Source organism: Halovalidus salilacus (assembly GCF_031852275.1).
GTDB classification, from domain to species: domain Archaea; phylum Halobacteriota; class Halobacteria; order Halobacteriales; family Natrialbaceae; genus Halovalidus; species Halovalidus salilacus.
In genome coordinates, this window is the sequence record NZ_CP134700.1 from 3,979,822 (window position 1) to 3,993,671 (window position 13,850).

11 protein-coding genes and 1 pseudogene are annotated in these 13,850 nt (G+C 56.8%); 9 read left to right on the plus strand and 3 right to left on the minus strand.

Translation table 11 applies throughout. From position 1 onward, the window contains the following. Positions 1 to 24: 24 nt before the first annotated feature. Together RJT68_RS19590 and RJT68_RS19595 are read right to left on the minus strand one after the other, a co-directional pair. Positions 25 to 1,686: a thiamine pyrophosphate-binding protein gene (locus RJT68_RS19590; RefSeq protein WP_407038200.1), complete on the minus strand. Its 1,662-nt coding sequence runs from the start codon at positions 1,684 to 1,686 to the stop codon at positions 25 to 27. A gap of 159 nt (positions 1,687 to 1,845) precedes the next feature. Next, positions 1,846 to 2,898 carry a M29 family metallopeptidase gene (locus tag RJT68_RS19595; RefSeq protein WP_407038201.1) on the minus strand — a complete coding sequence of 351 codons (1,053 nt, stop codon included), beginning with the start codon at positions 2,896 to 2,898 and terminating at the stop codon, positions 1,846 to 1,848. Between the two features lie 123 nt (positions 2,899 to 3,021). Here RJT68_RS19595 and RJT68_RS19600 point away from each other — a divergent pair, with 123 nt between their 5' ends. The 8 genes and pseudogenes from RJT68_RS19600 to RJT68_RS19635 all read left to right on the plus strand — a co-directional run bounded on the left by RJT68_RS19600 (position 3,022) and on the right by RJT68_RS19635 (position 11,937). After that, the gene (locus RJT68_RS19600; RefSeq protein ID WP_407038202.1) at positions 3,022 to 3,846 is read left to right on the plus strand and encodes an aspartate dehydrogenase; all 825 of its coding nucleotides are present in this window, start codon (positions 3,022 to 3,024) and stop codon (positions 3,844 to 3,846) included. Positions 3,847 to 3,854: 8 nt separating this feature from the next. Further along, entirely contained in the window at positions 3,855 to 4,736 is an 882-nt protein-coding gene (locus RJT68_RS19605) for a DMT family transporter (protein ID WP_407038203.1), read from the plus strand. A 75-nt stretch (positions 4,737 to 4,811) separates the two neighbouring features. After that, complete coding sequence (locus RJT68_RS19610) at positions 4,812 to 5,384, plus strand: VOC family protein (RefSeq protein WP_407038204.1); 573 nt, start codon at positions 4,812 to 4,814, stop codon at positions 5,382 to 5,384. 821 nt (positions 5,385 to 6,205) lie between these two features. Then, complete coding sequence (locus RJT68_RS19615; RefSeq protein WP_407038205.1) at positions 6,206 to 7,072, plus strand: IS630 family transposase; 867 nt, start codon at positions 6,206 to 6,208, stop codon at positions 7,070 to 7,072. Positions 7,073 to 7,240: 168 nt separating this feature from the next. Continuing rightward, positions 7,241 to 7,597: a transposase gene (locus RJT68_RS19620; RefSeq protein ID WP_407040414.1), complete on the plus strand. Its 357-nt coding sequence runs from the start codon at positions 7,241 to 7,243 to the stop codon at positions 7,595 to 7,597. A 33-nt stretch (positions 7,598 to 7,630) separates the two neighbouring features. Continuing rightward, positions 7,631 to 8,040, plus strand: a pseudogene (locus RJT68_RS19625) (hypothetical protein); the annotation flags it as partial. A 1,096-nt stretch (positions 8,041 to 9,136) separates the two neighbouring features. Continuing rightward, positions 9,137 to 9,904, plus strand: a complete 768-nt coding sequence (locus RJT68_RS19630) for an IclR family transcriptional regulator (protein ID WP_407038206.1) — start codon at positions 9,137 to 9,139, stop codon at positions 9,902 to 9,904. Between the two features lie 332 nt (positions 9,905 to 10,236). Continuing rightward, positions 10,237 to 11,937, plus strand: coding sequence for a flavin-containing monooxygenase (locus tag RJT68_RS19635; RefSeq protein WP_407038207.1), 1,701 nt, complete (start codon positions 10,237 to 10,239; stop codon positions 11,935 to 11,937). A 530-nt stretch (positions 11,938 to 12,467) separates the two neighbouring features. Here the strand turns inward: RJT68_RS19635 and RJT68_RS19640 are convergent. Continuing rightward, entirely contained in the window at positions 12,468 to 13,304 is an 837-nt protein-coding gene (locus RJT68_RS19640; RefSeq protein ID WP_407038208.1) for an MOSC domain-containing protein, read from the minus strand. Positions 13,305 to 13,617: 313 nt separating this feature from the next. Between RJT68_RS19640 and RJT68_RS19645 the strand changes: the two genes are divergently transcribed. Further along, positions 13,618 to 13,848, plus strand: a complete 231-nt coding sequence (locus RJT68_RS19645; RefSeq protein WP_407038209.1) for a hypothetical protein — start codon at positions 13,618 to 13,620, stop codon at positions 13,846 to 13,848. Positions 13,849 to 13,850 lie beyond the last annotated feature (2 nt).

Below are 13,850 nucleotides of genomic sequence, written 5' to 3' on the forward strand. Positions count from 1 at the left end.
AGTGAGACAAATGAGAGGGGCCAGCTACCAGATCCGCTGTGAGACGTATTCGGCCGTCGGATCGATTCGGACGTCGAGGACGACGTGTTCGTCGGCCTTTAGGGCCTCGGTCAGGGCAGGTCGAATTTCGTCCGGTTCGCTAACGCGGATGCCACGAACGCCGAACGCCTCGGCCATCGTCGCGATGTCGACCAGTGGAATGTCGGTCGCGATTTCGGCGTGGTTGCCCCGCTGTTGATAGTTCCAGATCATCCCGTACTTCCCGTCGTTAAAGACGATCGTGACCGCGTCGGTCTCCGTCTCGACGGCGGTCACGAGTTCCATGTTACACATCAAGAAGCCGCCGTCGCCGATGAGGTTGACGACCTGCCGATCGGCGTCTACCAGTTTTGCGGCGTTTCCTGCTGGAACCGGGAACCCCATCGAGTCGTAGAGCCGGGAATGCAGGAAGCTGTTCGTCTCTCGGTACTCGAAGACATCGTTTGGCCACGCACCGCCTGCGGCACCCGCATCTCCGGTCAGCAGAACGTCGTCGTCAGCGACCTCCCGAAGCGCATCCATGACCACCAGCGGGTGGATCGGCGTCTGCGAACGCACTTCCTCGAGATAGGCGGACATGTCTGTCTCGACGCGCTCGACTTCCTCTCGAACCGCTTGTCGATAAGCGGCATCCGTCTCGCCCGCGCCTGACTCGAGTATCGTTCGGGCGTCCTCGATAGCTGGCCCGAGATCCCCTGCAATGACCTCGACTGCTGTTGACGCCGGGAACTCGTAGGGTGGGTCGTCAAGGTAGACGATTCGAACGTCGTCGGCAGTTCGGTCGCCGAGCACGGCCGCTTCGTGTGAATTGGTCCGGACGCCAAGAGAGAGGACGGCGTTCGCGCTCGCCAGCGCGGTGCTGGCAGCCGGATGGTCCGACATTCCAACTGTTCCCGCAAAGAGCGGATGGTCGTTCGGGAACGAGTCGGGATAGTGTCGGGGACAGACGACGGGTGCGTCGAGCGACTCGGCGATGTCGACTACCGCCTCCGCAGCGAACGCACGCGAGACGCCTTTGCCCACATAGAGACAGCGACGCTCGGCAGTCCGTACCGACTCGAGCGCAGCCGCGATCGCGTTCTCCGACACGCGTGGAACTCCGTGGGACGCAGGAATCGATGCGTCGTCGGGAACCTCGACGTCGTGTTGGAGGATGTCCTCGTCGACGCCGATAAAAACGGGCCCTGGTCGGCCGCGCGTCGCAATGTCGAATGCTCGAGCGAGGGTTGTCTTCAACTGGCTCGGGTCGTGAACCTGCGTGCTCCACTTTGTGGCCGGCTCAAACGCTTTCCGGAGGAAGTGTTGATCGTCAACGCCGTGAAGCGCCTCGGTGTGTTCGTCCTCCGGCAACACCGCGCTGATGAGGATCATCGGCGACGCGGCGGTGTATGCCTGTGCGACGCCTGTCAGCGCATTCGTGCCGCCGGGGCCAGCGACGGTAACCGCGACGCCGGGGTCGCCGGTAAGCCGCCCGTAGGTGTCGGCCATCACCGCGGCGTTGTACTCGTGTCGAGCGCTGATTACGTCACCGCCACGTTCATGGAGTCCATCCGCAATGGTCACTGTTTGGTTCCCGAGGAGAACGTACGCTTGCGAAATGCCGTGTTCAGCAAGTATGGTTCCGACGACTTCGCCTCCAGTTGTCATACTACTCGTTGGCAAACCTGGCCTATTAAATTTGTCGTCACTGGCTGACGGGTCGATTTTACTGAAAACGAGAGGCTCTGCGACAATCATGACCGTCACATGCGATCCGGTTTCGAGAAACTATCCCGGAACGAGAGGTTAGCCCCCCGTGCCGCCAAATTATTCGACGAGATCGCCGTCTACGACGACTGGCTCACCATCGAGATAAACGCTACAATTCTTCTGTGCGATATCGTAGTGACAGTTCGTATACCGGTCCTGGTGGGTGTTGGGACCAGTACTCCAGAGCATGTTGCCCTCCCAGACGCGACCTTCACTCGCGCTCACGCCAGCTTCATCCGGTTTTCGGTCCTTGATAGCCATGTTGTAGAACGTCCCGTTTTCGTTGAGTCCCCAACCGAAGTGACTCGTCGCGAAGACCTCCCTGTCATCGTAACTCTCCATGTGCCCGCGCATGAGTTCGGCGTCACCGCCATCGCCCTTGATCTCCACGATGAAACCGTCCTCAACGATGCATTCGATTGACGAGTCGATGTAGTCGTTAAACGGCACGACGTTGTAGTCGCCTGCGGCGATGACGATCGTTCCGTTCACGTTCGTTGGGTAGTTCGAGACCATGTTCTGGCCCCAGACGTCCCACTTTCCGGGTTCGTCGACGAAGCCATAGGAGTCAAACGCCGTGTCGGGTTCTACTTCCATCGTCACGTCAGTTCCGTACTCCGAGGTGATACGCATCTCCTCGGTCGACTCGAGCATATCGCGATGTGCCTGAACCTTTTCTTTGACAGCCTGGGCTTCCGCTGGCTCCCAGGGCATCAGGCGACGGAGGACGAATGGTTCGCGTGCGCCGACACGAAGGATTCGAGTCCCGGCATCACGGATTTCGTCTCGTTCGGGCACGTGGATGAATCCCTCGAGTGTGAAATCGAAGACCATGTCGGCGGTTTTGCACGCTTCGACCGGGCCGCGTGGCAGTCGGAGGCTGCCACCTTGCCCGGTCGAAATTTCGGCACCGACGGAGTTGCGACCGTATTCGGGAATCTGTACTTCGAACGCTTCAGCACCGAGATCTTGTGCCGCCGAGAAACTCGCAGCGACGTGTTCACGATTGCTTTTGACGTCGGTAACGAGTGCGACTGATTCGCCCGCGGTTACCTGACAGTGTTCCATCTGCCGACGAAACATCGGCACTAATAGTCCTGCTGCTTCCATGGTACAGTTCAACGTTCCGCTGAGAGTATTTATAGTTTGTGTACCTATCATGAGATGTGCAACGGGAAGTTGACAAACGACGATCCCGCTATAATTATTACCCTGCTCTCTAGAGGTGCTGCTATGACGCGTTCGATCGCTATCTTTGGCTGTGGGACGATTGCAACTGAGATTGCGCGTGCTATCGCTGACGGAACGATACCAGCGACACTCGATATCGTGTATGATCGCCACCCGGAACAGATCGAAGAGATTCAAGACCAATTCGACGACCGTTCCCAACCAGTCGAGGCCACCGATCCAGCCGATCTGCTCGAAGCTGATTTGATCGTCGAAGCAGCGGGACAAACTGCCGTCGAGGAGATCACGACTGATGCACTCGAAGCCGACCGTGAATGTCTCCTATTGAGTATCGGTGCGTTAGCCGACGAAACGCTTCGAGAAGAGATCGTCGACGCAGCACGGACGAATGAGGGCCGGCTGTATGCTCCCTCGGGTGCGATCGCGGGACTCGATGGTATCAAGGCGGCTGCCCTGACGGGCGAGCTGGAGTCAGTGTCGCTGACGACGACGAAACCGACCGTCGGTCTTGAGGGTGCACCCTACATCGTCGATAATGACATCGACCTCTCGGCAATCGATGAGCCGACGGTGATCTTCGACGGACCGGCCACCGACGCTGCTGCTGCGTTTCCTTCGAACATCAACGTCGCCGTCGCACTTAGCCTCGCGGGTGTTGGACCGGACGAAACGGCAGTTAAGATCATAGCCGACCCGGACGAGGAAAACAACGTTCACCGGATCTCCGCCAACGGCGACAGCGGCGACATCGAGACGACGGTACGAAACGTCCCGTCACCCACGAACTCGAAGACGAGCTATTTGGCAGCGGTATCCGCGATCGAAAAGCTGCGAAGTCTCGAGATGTCGATCGACATCGGAACGTAACGAGATCGATGGAATTTCCGGTCCAGATACTCCTCGCGCTCGCGACAGCCGGGGCGTTCGCAACCTCGTCCGTGTTCATTCGGTTCGGTGTCGACCGATCGAAACCGATCGCGGCGATGTTCGCGACGGTCAGCGTCAACGTCATCGTCCTGTGGACGATTAGTCTCGTGTTCTACGACGTGACTATTGATCTATGGGCGTGGAGATACTTCATCCTCGCGGGCGTGTTCGCGCCAGTTCTTGGACGTCTCTGTAATTACATCGGCATTCAACAAGTCGGTGTGAACCTGACGCTGCCGATCAGTAATTCGAATCCCCTCATCTCAATCGCCCTGGCCGTCTTCTTGCTCGGCGAAACGATGACTCGAGCGAGTGGTGTCGGTGCGTTCACGACGATCGTAGGCGGTATCCTCCTCGCAACTTCGGGAAAAAATGACGACTCCGTTGGAACTGTTCGATATCGAGATCTGTTGTTTCCGATTGGCGGCGCAGTTATCTACGGAAGTGTCCAGTTGCTTCGGGATGTCGGAATGGAACTCGTCTCAGCGCCAGCCATTGGAGCCGCGGTTACCCTCACAACATCGTGGCTCATCGCCTGCGCGTTCTTCGCCGTCGCGGTGGACCATAGAGAAGCACTGTCGATCCCGTGGAACGACCTTTGGTACTTCATCCTTGCTGGCATCGTCTCGAGTGCCGGGCTGATCTCGCTCTATGCAGCATTGGGCTCGGGAACGGTTGTAATCGTGACTCCAATCCTGAACGCGACACCGCTGTTCGGCCTCGTTCTGACCTACAGCTTCTTGCGCGAGCGGGAACCATTCACGCCACAGCTCGCGCTGGGAACGATACTCGTTGTCACCGGCGTCGGGCTGCTCACGATTTCGTCTTGACCTCGACGGAGATGTCGCCGTGACAATGAGTCCCCAACCGATACACTCAATATGTTTGGCTCTGGCCATTAGTACATGGTCGTAGAAAATATGGGGTTAGACCACGTTGCGATCAAAGTACGAGATATCGAGCGAACGATTGAGTTCTACACCGACGTCATGAACATGGAGGTCTCGGACCGAATCGGAGACTCGGTCGCGTTCTTACGCACGCCCGCGGTCTCCGCGGACGCTGACCACCACGAGATGAACATCACGCAGTACTCCGATGAGGAACTCGAAGCGCTCGAACAACGCGGGGAACTCGAACTCGATCTCCACGAGTTCAACGAAGAACTCCCCGAAGACGGCCCGCCGATGCTGCCGACGACTGGTCCGATCTACCACATCGCGTTCGAAGTACCCAACTACGAGGCCATCAAACGTGCGGCGGATGGGCTCGAGGAGCGCGGTCATCCGATCTATCGCGGCCCGGGTCGACACGGCCCTGGAAACAATATCTTTCTATACTTCCCAGATCCCGATGCCTACCCAATCGAGTTGACGGCGAAAATGGAAGAAGCGCCGGAAGACGGAGGACGGCCTGCCCAGCAGTGGCCACAGACGCCTGAAACGTGGAACGTGTGGCACAACGCTGAACACCTGTAGACGGGCCCGGCGCTTCTACTTTGGTTCACTATTTCTCCGCGAGAGCTTTCACTCTGACTTGTAGATGCTCGACCGTTCGCGAATATCATAGGAGTCAATTTATCAATAGTACAGGGATCCCAATATCTCGCCCTCGCCGTTCCGATATAACAAACAACTCGTGGAAAAGTACCTCAGAAGAAAAACTCCTTACCAAATTACACGGCTAAATTGGATGGATTTACATATTCTATATTGATCTGCGGCCAAAATATAGTGGTAGGAGGGAAGTGAACAGGACATTCATACGTTGGCTCTAAATCTGTTTGCTAGTTGCAAACGTTATTGGAGAATGTGCATTATCTATATATCCGTTGTTTTTCAAGGAGACGGTTGTTCCTCAGCAGTGCTACGTTCGTGAGTACGGATACCACCGTCTGGAGACAGGATTATAAACCGTTTTTGATTAACAAATGCCATATGGATACCGTGGTAGTTACATGCGTACGTATGTAAAATTAGAAGGATACGAAATTTTCGTGGCCGACAATGGGTGGAATTCGGTACTGTCTTGTTCCATACCCTTACCTAGCTTATTACCTATGAATATATAATGTAAAAATTCCAGATACACTCACTTATTGAATGGTGTGTTGATCAAATGCGGTATCGATCGCTGTTGTCAGCTCAGAAACCGCATTGAAGAATCGGCACTGTTTAGTTTAGCACCTCCGTTGAAGTATACTAGTTAATTGACTGGTACAACCGTTGGGAACCGTCTAGTGTCGCTTCAAGCATGACGTGATATCGTTAAGCTACTGCACGACCTTTAGAGCAGCCTTATGGGAGGAAAGAAGTATTTCGTTGATCTAACCGATGAAGAACGCGAAGAGCTTGAATCGCTCCTCTCAGCTGGAAGTCACAGTTCGCAGAAGTTGACGAAAGCACGCATTCTGCTAAAATCTGATCAGGACTGGAGTGATCCAAAGATCGCTGACGCGCTGGACTGTGGCCGTGCTACCGTCCAGCGCACACGCCTGCGCTTTACGGAACAACGTCTCGGTGTTCTCGACCGAAAGAAACCCGACTGTATCTACCCGCGTAAACTCGACGGCGACGCTGAAGCTCATCTCGTTGCACTGACGTGCAGCGAACCTCCCTTCGGGCGGTCTCGCTGGACGCTTCATCTCCTCGCTGAGAAACTCGTCACGCTTGAAGAAGGCGATATTGACTCGATTTCTCACGAAACTGTTCGACCGACACTAAAAAATGAACTCCAGCCTCACCGATCCAAACAATGGGTGATTCCGCCCGGACATAATGCGAAGTTCGTTTGCCGAATGGAAGACGTGCTTGTGCTCTACCAAGAACCGTATGATCCAGACCGGCCGGTCATTTGCTTCGACGAAACGAACAAAGAACTCCACACGCGCGTACACGACCCGCTCCCGGGTGTCCCGGGAGCGGTCGCACGGACCGATTACACGTACCGTCGCGCTGGAACGCGTAAACTCTTCCTGGTTAGCGAACCGCTCAGCGGCTGGCGCCATGTCGATGTGACGAAAAAGCGGACGAAGAAAGAGTTTGTCGAGCAAATGCGCCAACTCGTCGATAACCACTACCCGGATGCAGCTTGCATCCGGGTGGCCTTGTTTAGACGCCAAATTTCGGAGGTTACAGAGGTTCTGACGCACTCCCCGTACTATTGACCGGGAATGTGTTGAGGGATTAACTCCGTTTACACCATCCGTTCAGCTATCGGCCTCGGTTTGTGACCGATTTCGAATCTTCTTGCACCTCGTTTTACGACCCTGTCCGAATGACCAATCGAATGAGAAGCCCTCAGCCGCACGATTTCGAGCGTCTAAACAAGGCCCATCCGGGTAGTTCTCGATAACTTCAGTACTCATACAGAGTATGCCTTCTACGAGTTTCTTCCACCAGTAGAAGCCTGCCGGTTACTTGAAAAACTGGAGTTTCACTTCACACCACCGCACGGAAGCTGGCTAAACATGGCCGAGATCGAGTTGAAGGCACTCAGTACTCAGTGTCGTAACCGACGTATTCCAGACGCAGCGACTCTCCATTCGGAGGTTGCTGCGTGGGAACAGCACCGAAACACGGTTCCATCTGCTATCGAGTGGCAGTTCTCAACGACCGACGTTCGAACCAAACTTCGAACGCTCTATCCGTCTCGAATGACGCTTGAAGCAACACTAGTTAGCGCGGTTTAAGAAGTGAACAGGTGGTGGAGTAAGTTTAGGATGATGCTCGCAGACCTGCTCAGCAAGTGCTACGCGGCGGAATGTGATGAATGGTGGGAGCGTTCGCCGTCCGGCTCCACGCGACCGGTTGCTCACTTCAAGAGACATAAGCGATTCTTCGCTCATTCGGTGTTGAACGCTCTCCCAGTAATCTGGCACTGGGTACAGCAGCTGGCTGACAGCGTGTCAGACCCTCCGACGTCCACGAGAGCGGAGCTCTCGTGCGGCCCATCAGAACGCTTCGCGTTCTGAGGATGGCAAAGCCGTCGCGGGTCGCGGTTGACGAAACCGCTGTCAGGATAAATGGCGATCGATCGTGGATGGACGCTGCAATAGACCTCGACACGAAACTCATCCTCGACGTCGCACTCTTTAGACGGCGAGGCACCGATCTAGCCGCTGCATTCCTGCATCGGACCGAGAATTACCAGGTCTGGCGTCTGGTACACAACGGCCCGTTCGCGGTTTGCCAGAGAAGGAAGCCACCGAGAGTTCTCCGAGGAGAACCCTGGGTCAAGTACTGACACCACGATCGCGCACCTGGATCGCCCAGTACAGAACTCGCGGTCGTTCGAAAACGAGAGGACAGCCAAACGAAAGAAGCACGTGTCCAAGGCAGCCCTGCTGCGGTGCAGCGCTTCCATCTCGACGTTGGAGTGGTCGTGTGGTTCGTTTCTCTGGACCCACTCGACGACTTGCGGAAAGCGCAGCGGAATTCGAGGGAAGTATTTCCCACTCGTGAAAACGAAGTCGAATTAGTCATTTTCCGGCTGGCGATAAGATGCCCACAACCGGTGTGTAGCGGCAGTCTTTTGGATTCCATCGGTTCCCTGCGCCGGAGATCCGCGTCGATGCCCTGCAATTCTGAAGATTACAAAGGTTTAGCTGTAATTGTTGTGGTGGCGATGCGCCGCGGTCATCGGCGGTCGGCGGACTCATCACGAGGGAGAGAAACCAGATGGCAGGACCGATTACCCCGACAACGGTGAAGGGCACCCACTCAGGCCTCATTGCCGCGGTGGTGGTGAGGTTGGCTCTCGGAGACCGGTCTCAGTACCGAGAACGATTGCAAATCGACGTCGATTCGGGATGGTCCATGTCAATTTCCGCGTTCCCTTCATTTGTCCATTACTGAAAGGCCTCTGCCTAGCGATTATCGATGTCCTCAATCTGCAAGTAACGGCCTTCTTTACGGGGATGGCCTCTCTGAGGCTGACCCCCGCCTCTCTCGGCGGAATCTATTTGATCCTCTGTAAGTCTTCTTCCCGATCGCGATTGGAGATATACTGGAAATCACTGTTCCCGAATTTGGTTTCCTTTCTCCTGCTCCTGGCGGACAATCCGAGAGACGGCGGCCGATCGATCGCCACTGGGACCATCCCTCCAGAACCTGCCCCAAAGAGACCTACACTATCGTACGCAAAACTATCGTCCGTGGTTCCCGCTTTCGGAGCGTCGATACGGATGCTACAGGTAAACCTTATGAGGAATGCCATGCCACTGTGTGGTATGGGATCACAATACAAAAGGGTGAAAACGGCCGAGAATATTTTTACTATTATCGAAACGATCGCGGCACTGGATCAGCCGACCTGTTCGGAGTTAGCCGAGCACGTGGACCTCTCCATCAGTTCCGTCTATAATTACCTCAAGACCCTGGAGAACGGGGGTTTCGTTATCGAAAACGGAGGCAGATATCGGCTGAGTTTAAAATTCCTCCAACTAGGAAGAGAAATCCGTAACTCGTATCCGATCATGCACGCGGCCGTCGAACCGGTCGACATTCTGGCGAAAGCGATCGACGAATATATCTCCGTATTCGTCCGGGAGGGAGAGAAAGCGGTGATGGTCTACGAGGCGAACAGCCATCATGCCGTCCAGGTGCCAACCCCGTTTCTCGGCGAACCATTCCACTTGGCGAGGACGCCCCAAGGGAAAGTCATATTGGCTCACATGCCCGATACCTATAAGCGAAAAATTACCACTCTATCATCGGACGAACCAATCGATGAAGAGCTGAAAGCGGAGCTCGAGACGATCAGAGCCGAGGGAGTGTGGATCGATTCGGGGCAAACACACGAGAAGATTTGGGCGGTCGCTGCCCCGGTAGAAGCCGACGGTGAAATCCACGGCTCTCTTATGATTAGTACGGTCCGGCATCGGATAACCGATCAGAGAGCGAAGGAGGAGCTTCCAGCCATGCTCGATCAGACGGTTCGCGAAGTCGAACATCGACTGTCCCAGTACAACTTCGCCAATCTCTCTTCGCCGTGGTAGGGTCGAACGCCGTCGTCCCGTGCATCCATTCCAGTGGCCGACGCTCCGGTGGTCCTGCACGCTCGTGTCGGCGCCGTCGCCTCCGAGGAACGTCGCTCCCTCCATCGTTGGGAAACGCAGGACGCAGGACTCTCTGTTCGGTCTGCGGGGTTGCATCGCGTCCTCTCCGGCTGCCCAGCCAGCGATCGGCCCTGCACTGCTCAGAAGTGGAGGTCCCAACCCGGACGGTGATTAGCATCAACGGAACAACACTGTATTTTATCATGGTTAACTAGTTTAATTACCGGTAGATTTATCACTCGGCGTATGGCCACAGACTGGTGGGTAACACCATGAGTGAGAACGACTCGCACAGAGACGCCGGTGGTCCAGACGGACCGGAGTACGACGCGGTCGTCGTCGGGGCAGGGTTTTCGGGCTTGTACCTGCTTCACCGCCTGCGCGATCAGATGGGGCTCTCGGTGAAGGTGCTCGAGAAAGCCGACGACGTGGGAGGGACGTGGTATTGGAACCGCTATCCGGGCGCTCGATGTGACAGCGAAAGTCACGTGTACTGTTACTCCTTTAACGACGAACTCCTGGAGGAGTGGGAGTGGAGTGAGCGCTACCCCGAACAGCCAGAAGTGCTCGAATATCTGCGGTTCGTCGCCGACTACCTCGATCTGCGACGGGACATCGACTTCGAGCGGGAGGTCACGTCGGCCACGTTCGATGAAACCACCGGGACGTGGGAGATCGGTACCGATGACGGTGGGCGTCTCACGTCACAGTTCTTCGTCACCGCGGTGGGCTGCCTCTCCAAGCCGTTTATCCCCAATTTCGAGGGCGTCGAATCGTTCGAGGGAGACTGGTACCATACCGGGAAGTGGCCACACGACCCCGTCGACTTCGAAGGGAAACGAGTCGCGGTGATCGGGACGGGGGCGACCGGCATTCAGGTCATCCCAGAGGTCGCCAAGAAAGACGTAGACCACCTGACGGTTTTCCAGCGAACCCCAAACTACGCCGTTCCCGCTCGCAACCGCCCGCTGGGTGACGACGACTGGGAAGAAATTCAGCAGAACTACGACGAGATCCTCGAGAAAGCCCACGATTCCGGCTTCGGGCACCCCTTCGAGATCGGCTACGAAACGGCCGAGGATCTCTCGATGGAGGAGGTGGAAGAACTACTGGAACCGCGCTGGGAAGAGGGCGGCTTCAGATTGATGCTCACCTTCGGGGACCTGATCGCGAACCCGAATACGAACGAGAAGGTGTCTCAGTTCATCCGCGATAAGATCCGCGAGACGGTCGACGATCCGGAGCTGGCCGACAAACTCGTTCCGACGGATCACTACTACGCGACCAAACGACCTCCGCTGCACACCGACTTCTACAAGACGTTCAACCGGGAGGATGTGAGTCTCGTGGACGTTACCGAAACCCCGATCAAGCGGATCACCCCGAAGGGGGTTCGGACCAGCGAATCCGACCACGAGTTCGATATCATCATCTACGCGACGGGCTTCGACGCGATGACGGGAACGTTGTTGCAGATGGATATCCGCGGCCGAGAGGGGCTGACGCTCGAAGAGAAGTGGGCCGAAGGGCCGAAGACCTATCTCGGCCTGGCCATCCACGGGTTCCCCAACATGTTTACGATCACCGGCCCGCAGAGTCCGTCGGTGCTTAGCAACATGCCGGTCTCCATCGAGCACCACGTGGAGTGGGTCTCCGATACCATCGAACACCTCGTGGCCGAGGGCGTGCAGCTCACCGAACCGACGAAGGAAGCCGAGGACGCCTGGACCGTCCACAACCGCGAAGTTGGCGAGTCGACGCTCTATACCGAAGCCGAATCCTGGTACATGGGCGATAACGTCCCCGGAAAGCCCCGCGTGTTCACACCGTACGTCGGCGGTGTCGACGTCTATCGAGATACGATCACCGAGGTTGCGGAGAAAGACTACGAAGGGTTCGAACTGACCGAGTCCGTCCAGAACCTGGGTCGGAAGGGTGAGCAACCCAAGTTAAGCGTGATGGAAGGGGACTGAGACGAAGCGCGTCGAACTATCGTTTCCGTTTTTCTCGGTGGGTGGGACCGCGAGAGGCGAGCAAGCGAGTCGGGACCCGCCAGTATCGCTGATCGCAGTCCGTCAGTGGACCGGGGTCCACCGGCGAGGGACACGGCCGCCGTCCGCCGCGAGCGGCGGTTTCGATCACACCCGCCGTTCACCACCGTCGAACAGTATCGTAGAGGGCTCGACTGCTCGTCCGCCGCTCTCGGTCGAGTAGCCGGTTCTCGATCCCCTGCCTCACATCGCAGGTGACGTCGTTCTGTGCGCGGATCTACCCGCGGCACCGCTGGCAGTGGTCGGTCTCCATCGCGACGCCGATCGACTTACAGTCTGGACATGTCACCTCTCCGCAGTCCGCACACTCGAATCCGTTTATCCGCTCGGGAGCAGCGGCTCCATTCTTCGCAACGGTACTCCCACAGATATGGCATGAGATCGCCATGGTCGTACGTTGATACAAAAATACATATAGTTTACCCCGATTGGTGATCCACTCGTCCAGTCCGTCACGCCCTATCACGGCTTGCGCCGTACTCCCGTTCAGCGTTGAACTCACTAACCTGAACGGCGTCCCCAACGTGAAGGGCACGCCCACGGTCGGTTTTCGGGACTCGAGTCAGAACCATCAGCTTGAACAGGTTACCGTCAAACGCGTCTCGATCAGTCCAGTCGGGTACCGTTTCTTCGCGCTTCTCGAGAAAGATCTCGCGGAAGCCGTCATCTTTCTCCCCGGTGTATGGGTTTCGTGCCGGGACGACACACCGTGGAACGAGGGTCCTTCCTTCGAGAACGACGTCCCCGATTTGTATGCGGCGGGCCGCAGGAGCGACGAGTCTCTCCTCCCAGAACGGAGGAACACAATCGACGACGAGATTCGGACGGAGCCGGAGGCGCATCTCCTCCGGACTGACGCCGTCGTACCACGAAGCGACCTCGCGTATCGTGGCCGCACTGATGAGCGTTGGCCCCGCCTTCGCGTCGTTGCTGTAGACGACGCTGTCTGTCAGCGACCCGCCGGGCGCCGCTTCCAACTCGATTGGTTCGGCAAAATAATCCGAGAGCCACTCCTCGAGGGCTTCTCGGTCGTGGTCGAAGTGAAACTCGTGCACCGCGTCTTCACCGCGCACTCGGAGTCGAATCCTGTTCGCATCGAGATCGGTCTCCGCGCGAAGCTGGTGAACGTCCGCCGTCAGCTTTCCGTTCACGTACGTACCGTCCTCGGCTACCATCGCGTAGATCCGGTCGCCTGCTAGTCCGCCGACGTCGGTGATCGACGTTCGATCACGGGTAACGGGATCGAGCGCCTTGATGGGATAGACGGCGATCGTTGCGAGCGTTGGCATTAGCGGTGTCAATGCCTCCCACAGAGGTAAGCGTTGGGCACCGTCTTCGAGAGACCGATTGTGGATCGGCGTCCCTCGGTTTGTGGGAGCACTTCAGCATACCTTTCCAGCGTTATCTGCAGAAACTTCCGGTGCACCTCCCATTCTGTTCCTCGGCCGTCGATCCACACCCCCGGTCGAGTCGACCGAGGAAGCCCTTCGGAAAGCCGACAGCGACAGTTCCTGGGGGTTCGCCCGGGGAGCCCGTTGCTCACGTTGGACCCAACACGAGTAGCTGGCCAACTGTTATTCCGTCTCTTGGTGTAGGTGGCGTATGGCGGAAAGCACTCGGAACCTTCACATCTGCTTCGAACGGAAACATCTGCAGCGAACGGTGCTGATTACGCTTATCGTCGGCGCATGGCTGACGCTAATGAACCACCTGGATCTGTTGCTCGCTGGGGGTCTCGACCCCAGTTTATATGCAAAAATCGTTCTTAACTATGCGACCCCGTTCGTCGTCGCCAACGCTGGCCTCCTCTCTCGTCGTGCTGAACCGCACTGACA